The organism is Methylocaldum sp. RMAD-M, assembly GCF_017832375.1.
Taxonomy (GTDB): domain Bacteria; phylum Pseudomonadota; class Gammaproteobacteria; order Methylococcales; family Methylococcaceae; genus Methylocaldum.
Genome location: NZ_JAFIBZ010000049.1, coordinates 1 through 16,503 on the forward strand (window position 1 = coordinate 1; position 16,503 = coordinate 16,503).

Sequence of the window (16,503 nt, forward strand, 5' to 3'; positions counted from 1 at the left end):
TCCGCGTCCCACTGTCGTATCGAGTCTTGCATGGCAGTCTCCTCAGTCGATTACCATGCTTGTTAGACCTAAATAAATGCGGCTGTAGTACTAAGACCAGGATTTCCGGCGAAGCACCGTTTGGGGTACATAAACTTGACAGTCCCCTTCGACGCAATGATATCGTCGGATCAGAATCGCAATCCAAATGGCACTAGGGGAACTCGCTCACTATCATGTACGCGCCGTATTTTCAGCTCAGCGAGCCCCCCTTTTCCATTGCCCCGAATCCGCGCTATCTCTATCTGAGTCCCCAGCACCAAGAGGCGCTGGCTCATCTTTTGTACGGGATCAGTGTCGGCGGAGGATTCGTCGTGCTGACGGGCGAAGTCGGCACGGGAAAAACCACCTTGTGCCGCTGTCTGCTCGACCAACTGCCCGAAGACGTCGATCTCGCCCTGATTTTCAACCCCCGGCTGAACCCCCGCGAACTGCTCGCCAGCATTTGCGACGAACTGCACATTGCTTATCCCGAAGAGCGGGCCAGCCTGAAGCAATTGATCGACCTGCTGAACCGGCATCTGCTCGAAATCCACGCACGGGGGCGACGGACCATCGTCCTGATCGACGAAGCGCAGAACCTCAGCTTCGAAGTGCTGGAACAGATCCGGCTGCTTACCAATCTCGAAACCAACCAGGCCAAGCTGCTACAAATCATCCTGGTCGGACAACCCGAACTCGGCATTCTTTTGGCTCAGCCGAACTTGCGGCAGCTTTCGCAACGGATTTCCGCGCGGTTTCACCTGCGTCCGCTGAATTTCCGGGAAACGATGGCCTACATCCGGCATCGCCTGGCCGTCAGCGGCGCCAGAGATACGCTGTTCAGCCGGCTGGCGGTCGGTGAAATCTGTCGCCGCTCCGGCGGAATCCCGCGCCTCATCAATTTGATCTGCGACCGGGCGTTGCTCGGCGCTTACAGCCTCGGCAAGCCTCAGGTGAGTTATGCCATTGCCCGGAAGGCGGCCAGGGAACTGATGCCGAAACCCGGCACCGCACATTCTTTGCGGTACTCTGCCGTCACGCCCGCCGCTCTTCTCGCTGTACTCGCCGTTTGCGGGGCTGTCTATGCGGGCCTTTCGCTCCGTTCCGACCGGATGGCCATGCCGCGACACTTATCGGCTCTGCTGGATCCGCTCTTGGCCGACGATAAGCCGAAGCTTGACGGCCCGCCCTCTTCAGCGCCGCCAGCGACGCCCGCTCCGGAGCCGGCGAAAGCGGTCGATGCCAAACCCGCCGTGGCGTCCGATCCCCCGCCCTTGTTCGCCGAACTGATCAAAAATCCCGGCTTGACCCGAGACCAGGCATTTGCCGGCCTGCTGTCCTTGTGGCAAATCGAAACGCCGAATCAGACGACCGATTTCTGCCGAACTGCCGAAACAAAGGATCTGCGTTGCCTCTCCGCCAGCGGCAGTTGGTTCCGACTGCGAAATCTCGATCACCCGGCCGTGCTGGAATTCGCGGTGCCCGACGGCACAAAACGCTATGCGGTACTGGCCGGCATTCGCAACGACAAGGTCGAGCTGAGCTTCGGCGATCGACGCCATGTTTTCGACCTTGCGGACATTCTGCCGTTTTGGCAGGGCAACGCCACCTTGCTCTGGAAGCCGCCCAAGGGCGAAGCCCGGGCGCTGGTCGAGGGTGACAAAGGTGAAGCCGTGAGGTGGTTGAGACGGATGCTGCGTGCACCGGCTGAAGACGGAGCCGACGACTATTTCGACACAAAACTCAAGGCCCGCGTGGTCGCCTTCCAGGTGGAACACGGGCTGAATCCGGACGGCGTAGCGGGTCCCTATACCATGATTTATCTTGCCAAGAGAGCCGATGATCCAGGCATACCCAGGTTAACCTCAGGTCCTCGATAAAACCGGAACAGCGCCGATGTCCTACATTCTCGAAGCACTCCGAAAATCGGAACGCGAACGGCAAGCGGGCCAAGCCGCGCCGCCCGCTCCCATCCCGCTCAATCAAGCACCGCCGCGGCGCCGCGGTCTGGCGTGGTCGGCAGCGTTTCTCATCGTGCTTAACGGCGCCGTCCTGGGCTATCTTTGGCTCACTCGATGGGGAAACAATGGACCGGTAACGCAGCCCACCGCGGCCGAATCGGCCGGACCAACCGTTGAACCCGCCGCGGTTAAGAACGCTGCCGCACCCGGCGTCACGGCGGTTCCATCGGATTCAGTCCCGGTGATATCGAGTCCAGAGGAAATCCCTCAACCCGCAAAAGATATGCCTCCGGCACTCGCTCGGACTGAACAGGCACCGGCAGCCCAACGCCCAGAAGCGAAGGCCGACAATCCCGTCAATCCGCCGGTTACACCCCCAAAGCCTTCCAAACCCAAATCCGCACCCTCAGAATCTACGGAACGCTCCCCGACGCCGATAACCGAAAAGCGGCTCGGCAAACCGGCGGAAAAAACCCGGCAACCAATCGATCAGGAACCTCTAACGGAATCTGCTGCGAGCGAAAACGCCAACCCTCCGGTCGCTTTTCGGGCTCCCGCAAGCGCGCCGGAAACTCGCGACCTGCCGCCCCAGCCTCTCGCGGACGAACCCGCGATTCCGTTCATCCATGCCTTGCCCATCGATTTTCAGCAGCGGGTGGGCCCTATCACGATCAACGTATTCGCCTACTCCGAACAGCCGGAAGAGCGGTTTGCGATCATCGACATGAAAAAATACCGGGTGGGCGACAGCATCCAAGGCGGCGCGGAACTCCTGGAGATTCGCTCCGACAGCCTAGTGCTGCGGACGGAAGGGCGTAAATTCCGCATTCCGCGGCCGTAACGCCTTCGGTCCCGCCGGGCCACCGGCGAACAATGAGCGTCCATGCCCGCATACGTTACATCCGAAACCGGCCGCAATAGGAAAAGGTTCGCCCGAACCAGGGGTGAACGATCTCGAAATCCAGGCGCACTTCGTCATCGGATACCGGACTCTCGACGATAACGGCATCCCCGAGCAGTGCCCAATTGGGAATTCCGATCATCATCGGCCCCAGTTTCCAGCAGTGCTGCAATCCGGTGAACACCAGCGCCCCGTCCTCGACGCTGAGCCTCATGCGGATGCCGACCCCGAAGCGCAGAATCTCGACGATCTGGCCTCTGCCGGCCGGTTCCATTCGGGACAGAAATTCGGTAACTCGGCCGTCCGGGAAAGAGAAGGTGCGATGCCAGTAGAGGGAGTCGGGGGTCGTCGGGTCGGTTCTATTCCGAACCTTGACGGGAACATTATCGCCCGGATAAGGCACCAAGGCCTTGAACCAACGGGCAAGCATCAGCCAAGGCTTGACCAGGGGCGCATGGCGAATCTCGTCCATCACACCATCGAGAGTCATGTCTTCTGCAAATGATGGCGAGAGGTCGTAGTGCCGGCGCACGGCAGGAGCCAGCCGCGCCCAGTGCTCTTCTCCGAGAACCCGCCGAACGACGGGCATGTGGCGTACGGTCATAAATCCCCCTTTTCAAACGAATGTCGGCTTGCAAACCATCAGATACAGCGTAGCTAGCATGGCGATGAAGGCCGGCACCCCCAGCCAAAACCACTTATTCAGATCTCGCCAATAACGCTCGGGCAACGGCTCGCCGGTGGCAAGCGCCCGGTCGCAGTCGTTTCGCATGCGGATTTGAAGGTACACGACCGGCAGCCAGCAGCCCCCGGCGATGATATACATCAGCACGGACGCGACCAGCCACGGCGAATCCAGCGGATAACCGTAAAGCGCCGCAAGCGCGAACCCCGAGACCGGCTGGACGACGACGGTCGGCGTCGTGAACAGCCAATCGGCCAGCACCACACGCCGGTTGGTGATCGCCATCGCCTGCACATTGCGGCTGAGGTCGGTGGTGAACTTGAAAAAGGCGGTTCCCATACCGGTGCCGAACAGGAACATCGAACTCAGAATATGAACCCATTTGATGATCAGGACGTCCATCAGCGTTTCTCCGCGGCCATAATCGCCAAGGTAGCGATGAGAATCGGAATGTTCTTCGCGATCGGCGCGAAGGGATGGAGCCAAAATTCGGGCAAGCTTACGGTGATGACCGCGGTATAAGCGAGCATCGCCAAGAGCTGAAGTAGGCCCACCAGGACCACGTGAAAACGCGTCAGCAGAGCGACTCCGAGCACGACATCCAGGGAGGCGGCACCGTACAGCACCCAAGGAGCCGCCGAACCGGTAATGCCCGTGGCCGCCAAAAGCTCGAGACTTTCGCTCTCCGGAAAAAACAACGCTGAGGTCAGCCCCGACCAGATCCACAGCAGCGCCAAAGCGTACCGCAGGACCGGGATGATAAAGAACAGCCGGGCGTAGATCCGTTCGGCCGACGTGCCGGGTCGATTTCGGAGAGCGGATGCCAAGCCTTCGGTACGAAGCCCCAGGCGGGCGGACAAAATGTCCGGGTCCCCGGTATTGCCCCGCTGAAGCATGCGCAATGCTTCTCCGTTGAAAGGAGTCGCCGTCATCGCGCCGAGCCGGTCGGCAATGGCCAACAGCCAGCGATAGGGAATCGGAATGAAATGCGCTTCCCCCAAGCCTAGCCAATTTCTGAGCACGCCCAGACACTCGCGCAATGTCATGGGCTCCGGCCCGACCACGGGAAGCCGCAGGCGAGCCGGCGCACCGGATTTCAGCAGCCGCAGCACGGTCCGCGTCAAGTCGTCCACGTGTACCGGCTGAATCTTCTGTCCGCCGTCGCCGACCAACGGGATGACCGGCAGGGCCGCGAGCGCGCAGAAAAGAGCCGAACTCTGCCCGCCGGGTCCGAACACCAGCGAAGGCTGAAGGATGGACCAATCGAGATCCGTCGTCGCCAGGAAATCGTCGGCGGCCTTTTTGCTGAGGTGATAACGGCTGAACGCCGAATCGTCTGCACCCAGAGCGGAAATTTGAATGACCTTCCGTACGCCGGCCCGGCGGCACGCCTCGAACAAGGCTATCGGGGCATCGCGATGCACGTCGTCGAACCGGCTGTTCCGACGCTCGGCAATGATCCCGACCGCGTTGATCACCGCATCGACCCCGTATAAATGGGGCAGCCAGTCGACAGGCTTCAAAAGATGAGCAAAGTCGATGGAAATCGATTGGACTCCCGGCGCATCACGGGAAGGCGATGCTCGGTGCACCCCCGCGATCACCTCATGCCCATCCCTCGCCAGCGCATGCACGATATGGCGTCCGATAAATCCCGAAGCTCCGGTCACAAGAACTCGCATCGCGATCTCCTTTTATTTCTGATATTTCAGTCTTAACAGAAAGATAAGCGCAAAAAAATCAGCTCTTCGAGCCCAACAATTTCTCGATCTTGGCGCCCAGATCCAGCAACTTGATCAATGCCGGCCTCGGCAAGCGCCGTATCTGGTCGTACCAAGAAAGCAACCGCTCCAGGAACTTGGCCACCGCCTCGATACGGCGCTGCACTTCGGGCCCGCTTTCGTCCTCATTGGCGTCGAGGACGCATTCCCGGAGTACGGTCAGCGTGGGGTCCAACTCGCGGCGCTTGCGGTTCTCGGCAATGGCAAAAAAGGTGTCCCACAAATCCGAGAGGGCCTCGAAATGATCACGGCGGTCGCCTTTGACATGCAGCAGCTTGACCAGGCCCCAGCTCTGCAACTCCTTAAGACTGGTGCTCACATTCGAGCGCGCCACCCCCAGAGTTTCGGCGATCTCGTCGGCGGTCAAGGGTTTCCCGGCGAGGTACAGCAGAGCGTGGATCTGCGCCACGGTGCGATTGACGCCCCATCGCGACCCCATTTCCCCCCAGTGCAGAACGTATTTTTCCATGACCGGCGTGAGTTTCATATCTTTTTATCTGAATTTTCAGAACTAACGGAAATAATAGACCACGAGCCGATCTTGCAGTCAACTCGTTTTTGGTCGGCTAACGTTTACCGCCGGAACGACTCGGACCGCCAGGTTTGAGGCGATAATGCTTTCAGTCTCTCCTCGGTAAGCATGCAATAAGCCCAAGCGGCCGCAACGCTGCGTCTTGGCCCACCGAACTGATGAACCAACGACTGTCGCTACGCCGCCTGCTCCATTTCAGGATCGTATTGCCCCAGCGCCGCGGCTCCGTTAAAGCGTGCACGCCGGATGAGGGCTTGCTGGGCTGCGGTCTTGTTTTCCGCCTGGCCGCGCCAGATCGCCATCGGCGATGCCTGCAAGGCCCGGCTGAACGAGAAGGTCAACGTCCAAGGCGTTTTCAGGGCCTGGGCCTTCACATTGATCGCGTTGAGATTGGCGCTGGCGACCGTATCGCTCTGGCCGCCGGACAGGAAGGCAATGCCGGTGACTGCCACCGGTACGGTTCGCCTGAGGCAGGCCAGCGTCATCTCGGCAACTTCTTCAGGCGGCGCCTGACGAGGGCAGTCCGCGCCGGATAGCACCATGTTGGGCTTCAAGATCATGTCCTTGAACCCGACGCGGTAACGCGTGAGCGCATCGAAAACCTCATGCAGTGCCGCCTCGGTCGCCCATCGGCAGGTTTTGATATCGTGCGCTCCGTCCATCAGCACTTCGGGCTCCACGATGGGCACCAGCCCATGGACCTGACAGAGTCCGGCATAACGAGCCAGCGACTCGGCGTTCGCGCGCAAACACTGGGACGTGGGTATGCCCTCGCCGATGGCGATTACCCCGCGCCATTTGGCGAAGCGCGCCCCCATCCGGCGGTATTCGTCCAGCCGACCCGCGAGTCCGTCGAGCCCCTGGGTAAACCGTTCGCCGGGAAAGAACGGCAAGTCCACCAAGCCTTTGTCCACCTTGATGCCGGGAATGATCCCTCTTTCGGCGAGGAGTTCCGGGATAAGCTTGCCGTCGGATGCGCGCTGGCGAATCGTTTCGTCGTACAGAATCACGCCGCTGATGTATTTTTCCAGTTCCGGCGCGGTAAACAGCATCTCGCGATAGTCCCGACGAGACTCCTCGGTACATTCGATCCCGAGCTTCTTGAATCGTTTTTCGATGGTGCCGGTACTCTCATCTGCGGCGAGCAGTCCCTTGCCCGGCGCAACCATGCGCGCGGCTATTTGTGCCAACTCATCAGACATAAGCCCTCCTTCTTTAGCGTGGAAATTCATGTTCGGCTAACCCAAGTTGGAGATCAGCCGTACATAGGACCTTAGACCGAGCGCATCGCGGAGGGTGCCAATCGTTCCACGCCTGCCTGCATTTAAACTGCCGAAGGTCCGCTCCGATCCGTCGCTTCCCGCATTATGATCAGCCGCAAACTTGCCCGTTTTCCCGCATTGTAGGCGCAACGCCCCACTGTTCGGATTGTCGAACAGATTTAACGAATCAACGGAGGGAAAAGCCATGCACGTCAGCTATGAAGAAGCACAACGCGCCATCGCCGCAGCACTTAAAAAATCCGAGGAAATCGGCGCACGCAGTTGCATCGCCGTGGTGGACTCCGGCGCAACCCTGAAGGCGTTTGCCCGGATGGACGACGCTTGGGTCGGCAGCATCGACATCGCGATTCGAAAGGCACGGACTGCCTGTTTCTTCGGCATGCCGACCGGCGAGATCGGCAAGATGTCTCAGCCCGGAGGATCGTTGTATGGAATCGAGGTTTCCAATGAGGGCTTGATCACCTTTCCCGGCGGGCTCCCTATTGTGAATGCCGATGGCGTTCTGATCGGCGCGATCGGAGCGAGCGGCAGTACGGTCGAGAATGATCACAGGGTTGCAATGGCTGGGTGCGAGGTGATCGGTGTGTCCGATCTACCGGAACATCCCTGGCGAACCTGAAAATCAGAGGAGCGGAACGTTATGGACGAGAAACAAATGGCGAAGAGCTTAGGCTGGTTCAGTATCGGTTTGGGCCTTGCCGAAGTCGCGGCACCGAGGAAAGTCGCCGATATGGTCGGCCTCGACGGTCGGCACGGCATTGTGCAACTGTTCGGACTTCGCGAAATCGCGACCGGGATCGGCATACTAATGCAGCCCGGAAATCCCAATTGGCTCCAGGCGCGGGTTGCCGGCGACGCGCTGGACCTGGCTTTGCTCGGATCGGCTCTGGGCGAAGACAACCCGAAACGCGGCAGAGCGGCGGCGGCCATGGCAGCGGTAGCCGGCGTGACGGCCCTGGACATCATCGGCAGTGAACAACTGAGCCAGAGCGCCGGAACCAAAAGTGGCACCATCCATGTGCGGGAAAGCATCACGATTGACCGCCCGGCCGAGGATATTTACCGGTTCTGGCGCGATCTCGAGAGCCTGCCGCGCATCATGAATCACATCGAATCCGTGCGGGAGATCGGACCGGGCCGTTCCCATTGGGTTGCAAAGGCACCTGCCGGAATGCATGTCGAATGGGATTCGGAAGTGATCGAAGACCGGCCGAACGAATTGATTGCCTGGCGTTCGCTCGAAGGCGCGGATGTGGACAATGTCGGGTCGGTACGCTTCGAGCGTGCACCGGGCGGACGCGGCACGGTAGTCAAGATAGAGATGGATTATCGGCCGCCGGGCGGCATCATCGGCGCCAAGATCGCGAGGCTGTTCGGCGAAGCGCCCGAGAAGCAAATCGCCGTGGACTTGCACCGCTTGAAGCAGCTCATGGAAACCGGCGAGATCGCAACCACCGAGGGGCAACCCGCGGGGCGGGCTCGCAGCCTGTCGAGAAAGTACGACGAAATCGTCCAAACCTGACACTAAATCCCGCCGCCCGTTTTCATAGCGCTCAGCGGCTCATCGATTCGGACAAGGAACACTGTCATGAAAGCGAATTGTTGGTACGGCAAGAACGATCTTCGGGTGGAACAGGTACCCGATCCGGAAATTCTCAACCCACGCGATGCCATCGTAAAAATCACATCGACCGCAATCTGCGGCTCCGATTTACACCTTTACGACGGTTTCATCCCGGCGATGGAAAAGGGCGACATCCTTGGCCACGAATTCATGGGCGAAGTCGTCGATGTCGGACAGGGCGTAAAGAACCTGAAGGTCGGCGATCGCGTGGTGGTCCCTTTTCCCATCTCTTGCGGCAGCTGTTTCTTCTGTCAAAAAAAGCAGTATTCGCTATGCGAAAACTCCAACCCGAACGCGGTGATGGCCGAAAAGCTCTGGGGGCATTCGCCGGCGGGAATCTTCGGTTATTCGCACCTGGTCGGCGGATATGCCGGCGGGCAAGCCGAATATGCGCGTGTCCCCTTCGCCGATGTCGGCCCGATCAAGATCGAGAACGGCTTTACCGACGAGCAGGTTCTGTTTCTTTCCGACATCTTCCCAACCGCCTACATGGCGGCGGAAGCCTGCGACATTCAGCCCGGCGACACCGTGGCGGTTTGGGGCTGCGGACCGGTGGGCCAGCTCACCGTCAAGAGCGCCTATCTGCTTGGCGCCGAGCGGGTCATCGCGATCGACCGTTTCCCCGATCGGCTGCGTATGGCGCGTGAACAAGGGAGGGCGGAGACGCTCAATTACGAGGAGGTCGATGTCTACGATTCGCTCATGGGCATGACCGGAGGCCGTGGACCGGACGCCTGTATCGATGCCGTCGGCATGGAAGCGCACGGACACGGCATTCAATACGCCTACGACCGCGCCAAGCAGGCGACGATGCTGGAGACCGACCGGCCCATCGTGCTGCGCGAGGCCATCATGGCCTGCCGCAACGGGGGTACGGTCTCCGTCCCCGGAGTCTATGGCGGATTTATCGACAAGTTTCCCATGGGTTCCGTCATGAACCGGTCGCTGACCATCAAGACCGGGCAAACCCATGTGCAACGCTATCTGCAGCCGCTACTAGAGAAAATCCGGAACGGGGAGATCGACCCGAGCTTCATCGTTACGCATCAGATGCCGCTCGACGATGCGCCCGAGGGCTACGAGATGTTCAAGCACAAGGAGGACGAATGCATCAAGGTCGTGCTGAAGCCGTGAGTAGGAATGAGCAGGTCTTCGAAGTGAAGACTTCCAAAAAGAAAGGCCTGCTGGGAAGCAGGCCTTTTTAAGATAGTGGTTAAAATTGAGGGACAGTTTCCGCGTTGGCTGATGGTCGATTAAATCGTCAGGCTCATTGAGCCTTATGCTCGAATTCACCCGCCGACCAAATCCGATGGATTGCGGTCTTTGCCGACAAGCGATCGTTCTTCACTTCGCTCCTCTCGGCCCAACTACTGAGCCGGTTGTTCACCCGGCGGTTGTTCACCCGGCGGTTGTTCACCCGGCGGTTGTTCACCCGGCGGTTGTTCACCCGGCGGTTGTTCACCCGGCGGCTGTCCACCCACGGTGATGGATGTGAGCTGGCCGCGAATTTCCCCTTGGGGGTTCTGCTCCGAGTGTACATTCACATAGATGTTTCCGGCCTGAATGGCCTGAATCAACTCAGACATGTTGGTGATCGGGGTGCCAATTGTAGTCGAGCAGCCCATCTGTTCAGCAGTCATTTGGTCCGCCTCCTGAACGATATTGGCATCCGACACGGTTGCTCTAAGTTCAAGTGGTGCAATTAAGCCACCTCGGACCATTCCCAACAAGTCTACGACTATCGGACCGGCTTGCCCCGGTGGAGCGCAATGCAAATGCGCCTGGGTCAGTCTTGTCCCATCTTCGGTGTCGACTTGTTGCAATTGCTGCACGCTGACGTGGTAAGTTAATTGTGTCGAATCCTGATTGAGGGTAAAGATTCCCACCCCCCGGACTGTGGACTCGACTGGCGGAACCTCTTCCTGGCCCGTCAAATTCGCGACAAACGGTCCCTGTCCTTCTTGACTATAGACAGTGCCAGAAAATAATCCGGCCAACAAAATCGATATCGCTTTTTTGCGCATGATCATATCCCTATCCTCCGTGTAAATCCTCTGTTCCCGGTGACACACCACTTCGAGAACGATTACAACTCTGTAAGTAAATCCAGACTTACGGACCTGCCCTCTTGTTCTTCTGTGATTCGATGTTGCTACAGGTGCTTCCGTTCCGACACAGATTTCCTCATTTGAGAAACAGTGTTTTTCTTATTAGTAAATTATCTGAGACAGAGGTAGATATATCATTGGACCAAACCGCTGCGTTCCAAGATATCGGGCAATATTGCCGGCACTGTTTTCCGCTGCGATGCAATGATGAACATCGGCCGCACCGGGAGGGCAATTCCGCGGGGTAATAACGCACGATCACAATTGCACCGGTTGCGAACGGATAAGGTTGGTAATTGCTGTCGGCTTTTCGGCCACGATTGTCCCCATCATCACGCGAGAGGTGAAAGGACAAATGCGCGAGATTGAAAGAATCGGTTCCGATAGGCATGAACTATCGAGCGTCGAAATATACTTCGGCTCCGAAGCCGCCAATCGCGCGAACACAAATCTGCGGTTTCGTCGCGAGGACAGGCCGCTTTCTCCAAGCATGGCACGCGAAATTCGTTGATCCAGCCTTGGTGAATTGCAAGACGCCGCTCTGGTGCGCCACCACGGAATGCCGATCGATCACCAATTAACAATACTGTGTTACCACGTCGTTGACCGGGCCAGGCGTGTTGTAAACTGTGCCGCCAATTTTCTACGATGCTCTTGCGCGAGGTTTATTCATGGCGAACGGTTTTATCCAACCCAGACAGGCGTCTCCCGATGCGTGGCGAAACTGGATCAAGCAGGGGTTTGAGCTGGTTTCGCGGAAATGGCCGGTATGGATTGCCGTAATGACCGTGTGCTGCCTGGTTACCGGCGCCGCGGGCGCTGCGGAACCGATTGCGGAATATCTGACACTCGCGCTCGGGTTCAATCTCGCGGTGGTGGTGGATCATGAGTCCGATTGGATAGGAATGAGCTCGCGTTTCGGTTCGCTGTTCCGCGATGCGGTCAAATTCGCCTTTCAAGTAGGCATGTTCGTATTTCTGACCACCATTCCCGTGAACATGGCTATCACCGCCGGCAAAGCGGCAGCCGTGGCCAATGAGAGCAGTCGAGTCGTTTCTGCCAAAACGGCAAACACTCACGGTGGAAGCGATTTGTCGACGCAACTCGCGCACGTTTATGAAGAAAGCGGAAATAATCTTATCGAATGGGCAATGATCTTACCCGTCGGCCTCGGCTTTCTTTATCCATTGCGGAGTCTAGGTGCAGGCTTCATCAGGGCGCTCGCGTACGGACAACATGGCGCCGCGCTGAATCGGAGCTCGATTCTCATGATAGCCGCCTTTTCTTTTGCGAGCGTACTGGTTTTCACAGCATTCGGGCTGTATCCGCTCATTCCCATCGTTCAAGGCTTCTGGATCGCCGTGAATTACGTGATGTTCCGAGACATTTTCTTGGGTATCACCGAAAACCGCCGGATTTCCGCCAAGGCGGCGAATCGGCTCGATGAGGTGCAAACAGCGGTATCCCGAATTTAGAGGCTGGCTGTATCGACTCGGTCGGCCTCGTCGGCTTATCGCATGATTTCTGTCAGAACGGGGCCACGTGCCGGAAAGATATCGATTGAGCAAAGCGGGCCTTACGCTTGTCTTATTTATTGCATCCACATTTCATCGCCCGGTGAAGTGCAATAACCAACCACGGAGGATATGCCATGATAGGTTGGGCAGTTACTTTCCTCGTCATCGCCATTATCGCCGCCCTTCTGGGATTCAGCGGCATAGCCGGCACGGCAGTCAATATCGCTTGGATATTGTTCGTTGTCGGACTGATCTTAGCTCTGGTCTTTTTCTTGATGGGCCGCCGTCCCCCTGTCTAGACGCGGGGACTTCGAACCTTTATTTGGCAGCCGCTGCCCGTCCAGCGGCTGTTGCCCAGCGTACAGTCGTTGCGGAATTTACCCACAACTCATCACAGCTGAATATCAGCCGCCAGCGACCATGCATCACGTGCGTCCGAATGGGCGCTGCACTTCGTCGCGGTCGTAATAACCCTCCCAGTGCCACATAGCGTCTACATTCCTGCTAAACTGGCGTGTCTCCGGCTTCCGCTAACTCATTAGCCTTCTGCGGATTCTGGCCGGTATTCCTCACGAACGAGGAAAAATTTTGCTGTTTGTTTGGCTTGAGGTATTGAGTGCATGTCCCTCGTAGAATGCAAAGAATGTGGCCACCGAAACTATGAAAAACTTTTTCAATGTCGAAAATGCGGTACGCTCACCCGTTTCGGCACCGAAAAACAAAAATTACGGCGTTTGGCTCTGGGCGTCGCGCTGATTGTCGGTGAACTAATGCTCTTGAATAATCCTGCTAAAGAAGAGCACTTTACGAAAGCAATCGAACTCGACCGCATACCCAGTTCATTTACAGTTGAGCACGATTTGGAGCTCTACGACTATCACGATTATTACTTATTCTCGGCCCTAAGCGTTGGCCGGGAAGGAAATAAGACGCTGCTCACGTTCGGATTTCTCTCGACGGTAATATAGGCCGGCGGATCAATTTATCGACAGCCTACTGATCTTGGGGCCTTTGCGTGACCGCGCACGGACAAACATGTCACCGCGGTCTCGCAAAGGCGTCGACTTCGCGCTCCGACCCGGTAGAGCATCACCAGCACGGTCAATAATACGATTAGCCTCAGAATCAGGCCGGACTGACGGAGTTCGGGTCTGGACCCCCAGTGTATCTGCCACGAGATTCGACGAATTCCTTGAAGTTCTGAAGATCATCCTCCAAGTTAGCCTCCACTATGCCGAGGACGTCGCCGATCTTTTCTTCCAGACTTTCGGGTTGGTATTCGATGTCCAAAGTCATCCGGGTACGCCCCATATTCAGAGGTTCGAACATAATTACGCCATGAGTATCGGCAGCTTCCGAATTTCGCCAGACGATGCGCCTTCCCGGCACGTGCTCGACAACCTCAGTAACCCACTCTATCGGCTTGCCGGCGATCACGCCGCGCCAACGTAGATGCGTGTCATCGATACGGCGGACTTCCTGGACGTTGTCCATAAACTCGGAAAATTCTTCGTACTGCAACCATTGGTGGTAAGCGACCTGTGCCAGCGCATCGATCTCGATGGACTTGTGCAGACTAGCCATGTCCGGTCTCCTCGGATTGAGTCGGCTGAATTCAATGTAACAACCCTACTACGTTAAAGACACACGGTGATCCTGCCGAACCCGTGGACGTAAAGTTGGACCTAGCGAGTGCAAAGGCAGTTCATGCAGATTCTTATACGCCAATCCGATATCTCCTAGCACTACTTCGCCAGATTTTTGATTCAACCATCCGGTTGATCTGGTTATGGATACGCATTGGGAACAGGAAATAGCGGATTGACTGCTTCCCTTTTGGGATACGTTAGGACATGAATCCCGGCAGCACTGGCACCGGTTTATCTGCACGGTCTAATTGGCCCCGGGGAACGCCGACCTCGCGGCACTGCCCGCTTAAACCAACACATAACCGACACTGGGTTCACCCTCGGAATTTACACCACCTTGATGGACTCAATCTCATTATCAAACCTCATCACTCATCATCACACGTTGCTGACCATGGTCACGCTCGGCTTTCTACAACACCTTCGGCAGAAATCCGCCCGCCGGGGAAAAAGTGCGCGACACCGCACCCCGGCCCCAGCCTGCCGATGATGGTCCGGCGCCGGCTACTGATCTTCAGATGCCCTGACTGCCACCATTGCTTCCGGCATAAGCTCGCCAGATAACTGGCGAAGTAATTTTAATAAGTTCTCGGGTATAAGAACTCTCTATTCTTGATATCGATAGGCAAAAAAAGACCCGCTGTAAACAGCAGGTCTCAAAGCGGTGAATTCTGTTTTTTTTCAATTGAAACTCAACGATTCGGACTAACGCTCGCTTGGAGCTTGTCCTGGCTGCGGCTCGGCTGGGCTGCCGCCACCGGGACCGCCGGGACTGGTTGGAGTTGTCTCGTTCTGACAGCCACCGAAGGCGAGCGAAAGCCAAACTAGGCCAACGGCAATCAGCTTTTTCATAAGCTTATCTCCTTTCAGATTGAGGATCGTGAAGCTCCATCCCTAAAAAGCGATGCATTGCCTCATCTAAAGTGACATCGGTAGCTTCACTAAGTTCTTGTATCCGATGTCGAAAGCAGATCCGATCAGAGCATTTTCGTATTCATGAGGTGAAACGCTCGGGCAACTACCTTGACTAGCCGAGGTCATATTTACAATTGCGAAAGGGTCGTACGAGGTGATTATTTGTACGTGGGTTTCCGGAAATCCGGTTTGGTTTGCTGCTTTGCATATTCCTTCCCGTCTCTTTACGCCTTTCGCATTTTTGCCCTAAATGGACGCCCGAAATTTTCAAAATTGGCTCTTAATGCGGCGCCAAGCTCAAGTTTCGATCTGAGCTTAAATACAGCACAAGGAGAAAAACCATGGCAGAAAGAAGATCTGAATCCGCCCCCTCCCATTGGCTTGTGAATCGGCTAACGGAAAAGAGCACCTGGAGCGGTTTGAGCTTGGTTGTCATCTGTAGCTTGGTTCTTTTGGGGCTGCCAATCGTAAGAACTCTGGCATGGGTGGGACTGGCTTACGGCCTTTATTCGATGTTTTCGGCCGATTAGCTGCCCCGGAACGACTCACGTTGCGGGCTCGAGCGAAATTCTTCCAGCCATTGGCTCCGGATCGCGCATTTCGAAGGACTAAGCGAAAAGCGAAATAGTTGAGCTTTTCCCTACTTCTTCGGCGTCCTGTAAGCAATTCTACTTAGTTGCGTCGCAGCGAATTCCGTAGGGTAATAGTCGCTGTCAACGTGAGCAAGCCGAGTGCAGCATACCGAGCAATTGGGTGTGATCAATTTTTCTTTTTTGTACCAGCGGAGGTTAGCAAGATGGCACAACAACCAGGACAAGGGCAGCCGGAACAACCTAAGAAAGATTATTTCTGGTTCTACATCGGCGGATTGATTATCGTGGTGATTGTTGGAGTTCTTTTGTTGAAAGGTCGAGAAATGTCTAGCGTGCCTTATGATGCTTATGAGGAGACCAAAAAAGAGGTTGAGCAACAAACAAAATAACTGTGGAGCAGTGCTGATCAAGGTATTCGAGACGACCGGCGTACGCAGAAAACCCGGCTTCGACCGGGTTTTTTGTCTGCAATACATCTCGCGCGGCAGCATCCGGAAATGCGACAAAATTCCGCGCCGGTAACAATGCTTGCCAATTTGGGCGAAGCTTGAAACGACTATAGTGTAAGAAATTTGGGGAAGGAGTATGGACCGGTCAATTAATGAAAAACATCGATCTTCCCTGAACAGCATTTATCCGATCAACTGCGCTAATAGCGATACCTTTTATCCCTATACGTTCACACCCGAATGCTCAACTCGCTGCGATGGAGGTAAGTGTGACTGCATCGCCTGTCAGCAGCCACACGAATGCATCGCGTCGATAGTTTAGCTAACAATACATTGGCGTCACCGATAGACGGTCTCGTGTCAATGACACTGAGCAGCGACAAAAGAACAAAGCCCCGTTGCCATTTAGGCGACGGGGCTTTGGGTAAGAGGTGCCTGGCGGTGACCTACTTTCGCACAGGGATCTGCACTATCATCGGCGCTG

The 16,503-nt window shown here is 56.7% G+C and carries 17 protein-coding genes; 10 read left to right on the forward strand and 7 right to left on the reverse strand.

Annotated features, from left to right (window positions below):
- The first annotated feature begins 215 nt into the window (after positions 1–215).
- Positions 216–1,901: an ExeA family protein gene (locus tag JOD69_RS23730; RefSeq protein WP_086133439.1), complete on the forward strand. Its 1,686-nt coding sequence runs from the start codon at positions 216–218 to the stop codon at positions 1,899–1,901.
- A gap of 16 nt (positions 1,902–1,917) precedes the next feature.
- Complete coding sequence (locus JOD69_RS23735; RefSeq protein ID WP_086133438.1) at positions 1,918–2,823, forward strand: general secretion pathway protein GspB; 906 nt, start codon at positions 1,918–1,920, stop codon at positions 2,821–2,823.
- Positions 2,824–2,878: 55 nt separating this feature from the next.
- On the opposite strand, the gene JOD69_RS23740 is transcribed toward JOD69_RS23735, so the two are convergent.
- The 5 genes from JOD69_RS23740 to JOD69_RS23760 form a co-directional block, all read right to left on the reverse strand.
- Positions 2,879–3,487, reverse strand: coding sequence for a DUF4166 domain-containing protein (locus JOD69_RS23740; protein ID WP_077730813.1), 609 nt, complete (start codon positions 3,485–3,487; stop codon positions 2,879–2,881).
- A gap of 12 nt (positions 3,488–3,499) precedes the next feature.
- Positions 3,500–3,970, reverse strand: a complete 471-nt coding sequence (locus JOD69_RS23745) for a DUF2269 domain-containing protein (protein ID WP_077730812.1) — start codon at positions 3,968–3,970, stop codon at positions 3,500–3,502.
- Positions 3,970–5,250, reverse strand: a complete 1,281-nt coding sequence (locus JOD69_RS23750; protein WP_086133437.1) for an NAD(P)H-binding protein — start codon at positions 5,248–5,250, stop codon at positions 3,970–3,972. Before JOD69_RS23750 ends, JOD69_RS23745 begins: the two co-directional genes overlap by 1 nt.
- Positions 5,251–5,308: 58 nt before the next feature.
- Positions 5,309–5,836, reverse strand: coding sequence for a GbsR/MarR family transcriptional regulator (locus JOD69_RS23755; protein ID WP_086133436.1), 528 nt, complete (start codon positions 5,834–5,836; stop codon positions 5,309–5,311).
- 221 nt (positions 5,837–6,057) lie between these two features.
- Positions 6,058–7,083, reverse strand: a complete 1,026-nt coding sequence (locus JOD69_RS23760; protein ID WP_077730809.1) for a class I fructose-bisphosphate aldolase — start codon at positions 7,081–7,083, stop codon at positions 6,058–6,060.
- Between the two features lie 265 nt (positions 7,084–7,348).
- On the opposite strand from JOD69_RS23760, the gene JOD69_RS23765 reads away from it, so the two are divergent.
- From JOD69_RS23765 to JOD69_RS23775, 3 genes are all read left to right on the forward strand, one after another.
- Complete coding sequence (locus JOD69_RS23765; protein ID WP_077730808.1) at positions 7,349–7,783, forward strand: heme-binding protein; 435 nt, start codon at positions 7,349–7,351, stop codon at positions 7,781–7,783.
- Between the two features lie 21 nt (positions 7,784–7,804).
- On the forward strand, positions 7,805–8,686 hold the full coding sequence (locus tag JOD69_RS23770; RefSeq protein WP_086133435.1) for an SRPBCC family protein: 882 nt from the start codon (positions 7,805–7,807) through the stop codon (positions 8,684–8,686).
- 66 nt (positions 8,687–8,752) lie between these two features.
- Positions 8,753–9,922: a zinc-dependent alcohol dehydrogenase gene (locus tag JOD69_RS23775; RefSeq protein WP_086133434.1), complete on the forward strand. Its 1,170-nt coding sequence runs from the start codon at positions 8,753–8,755 to the stop codon at positions 9,920–9,922.
- Positions 9,923–10,155: 233 nt separating this feature from the next.
- Here JOD69_RS23775 and JOD69_RS23780 read toward each other — a convergent pair whose 3' ends face one another.
- Positions 10,156–10,818 (reverse strand): CHRD domain-containing protein, encoded by a 663-nt coding sequence (locus JOD69_RS23780; protein ID WP_086133433.1) that lies wholly within the window; start codon positions 10,816–10,818, stop codon positions 10,156–10,158.
- Positions 10,819–11,567: 749 nt separating this feature from the next.
- Between JOD69_RS23780 and JOD69_RS23785 the strand changes: the two genes are divergently transcribed.
- The 3 genes from JOD69_RS23785 (at position 11,568) to JOD69_RS23795 (ending at position 13,381) form a co-directional block, all read left to right on the forward strand.
- Positions 11,568–12,371, forward strand: coding sequence for a hypothetical protein (locus tag JOD69_RS23785; RefSeq protein WP_086133431.1), 804 nt, complete (start codon positions 11,568–11,570; stop codon positions 12,369–12,371).
- 176 nt (positions 12,372–12,547) lie between these two features.
- Positions 12,548–12,712 (forward strand): DUF1328 domain-containing protein, encoded by a 165-nt coding sequence (locus JOD69_RS23790; protein ID WP_077732814.1) that lies wholly within the window; start codon positions 12,548–12,550, stop codon positions 12,710–12,712.
- 321 nt (positions 12,713–13,033) lie between these two features.
- On the forward strand, positions 13,034–13,381 hold the full coding sequence (locus JOD69_RS23795; RefSeq protein WP_133718036.1) for a hypothetical protein: 348 nt from the start codon (positions 13,034–13,036) through the stop codon (positions 13,379–13,381).
- A 157-nt stretch (positions 13,382–13,538) separates the two neighbouring features.
- Here the strand turns inward: JOD69_RS23795 and JOD69_RS23800 are convergent, their stop codons facing one another.
- On the reverse strand, positions 13,539–13,997 hold the full coding sequence (locus JOD69_RS23800; RefSeq protein ID WP_086133429.1) for an SRPBCC family protein: 459 nt from the start codon (positions 13,995–13,997) through the stop codon (positions 13,539–13,541).
- 1,321 nt (positions 13,998–15,318) lie between these two features.
- On the opposite strand from JOD69_RS23800, the gene JOD69_RS23805 reads away from it, so the two are divergent.
- Together JOD69_RS23805 and JOD69_RS23810 are read left to right on the forward strand one after the other, a co-directional pair.
- The gene (locus JOD69_RS23805) at positions 15,319–15,507 is read left to right on the forward strand and encodes a hypothetical protein (RefSeq protein WP_077732817.1); all 189 of its coding nucleotides are present in this window, start codon (positions 15,319–15,321) and stop codon (positions 15,505–15,507) included.
- Positions 15,508–15,773: 266 nt separating this feature from the next.
- Entirely contained in the window at positions 15,774–15,959 is a 186-nt protein-coding gene (locus JOD69_RS23810) for a hypothetical protein (protein WP_077732818.1), read from the forward strand.
- Positions 15,960–16,503: the final 544 nt, after the last annotated feature.

Coding starts and splice junctions, on each gene's coding strand:
- JOD69_RS23780 (WP_086133433.1), bottom strand. CDS start 10,818: ATGATCATGCGCAAAAAAGCGATATCGATTTTGTTGGCCGGATTATTT.
- JOD69_RS23790 (WP_077732814.1), top strand. CDS start 12,548: ATGATAGGTTGGGCAGTTACTTTCCTCGTCATCGCCATTATCGCCGCC.
- JOD69_RS23800 (WP_086133429.1), bottom strand. CDS start 13,997: ATGGCTAGTCTGCACAAGTCCATCGAGATCGATGCGCTGGCACAGGTC.
- JOD69_RS23785 (WP_086133431.1), top strand. CDS start 11,568: ATGGCGAACGGTTTTATCCAACCCAGACAGGCGTCTCCCGATGCGTGG.
- JOD69_RS23810 (WP_077732818.1), top strand. CDS start 15,774: ATGGCACAACAACCAGGACAAGGGCAGCCGGAACAACCTAAGAAAGAT.
- JOD69_RS23805 (WP_077732817.1), top strand. CDS start 15,319: ATGGCAGAAAGAAGATCTGAATCCGCCCCCTCCCATTGGCTTGTGAAT.
- JOD69_RS23775 (WP_086133434.1), top strand. CDS start 8,753: ATGAAAGCGAATTGTTGGTACGGCAAGAACGATCTTCGGGTGGAACAG.
- JOD69_RS23730 (WP_086133439.1), top strand. CDS start 216: ATGTACGCGCCGTATTTTCAGCTCAGCGAGCCCCCCTTTTCCATTGCC.
- JOD69_RS23765 (WP_077730808.1), top strand. CDS start 7,349: ATGCACGTCAGCTATGAAGAAGCACAACGCGCCATCGCCGCAGCACTT.
- JOD69_RS23795 (WP_133718036.1), top strand. CDS start 13,034: ATGTCCCTCGTAGAATGCAAAGAATGTGGCCACCGAAACTATGAAAAA.
- JOD69_RS23740 (WP_077730813.1), bottom strand. CDS start 3,487: ATGACCGTACGCCACATGCCCGTCGTTCGGCGGGTTCTCGGAGAAGAG.
- JOD69_RS23755 (WP_086133436.1), bottom strand. CDS start 5,836: ATGAAACTCACGCCGGTCATGGAAAAATACGTTCTGCACTGGGGGGAA.
- JOD69_RS23770 (WP_086133435.1), top strand. CDS start 7,805: ATGGACGAGAAACAAATGGCGAAGAGCTTAGGCTGGTTCAGTATCGGT.
- JOD69_RS23760 (WP_077730809.1), bottom strand. CDS start 7,083: ATGTCTGATGAGTTGGCACAAATAGCCGCGCGCATGGTTGCGCCGGGC.
- JOD69_RS23735 (WP_086133438.1), top strand. CDS start 1,918: ATGTCCTACATTCTCGAAGCACTCCGAAAATCGGAACGCGAACGGCAA.
- JOD69_RS23745 (WP_077730812.1), bottom strand. CDS start 3,970: ATGGACGTCCTGATCATCAAATGGGTTCATATTCTGAGTTCGATGTTC.
- JOD69_RS23750 (WP_086133437.1), bottom strand. CDS start 5,250: ATGCGAGTTCTTGTGACCGGAGCTTCGGGATTTATCGGACGCCATATC.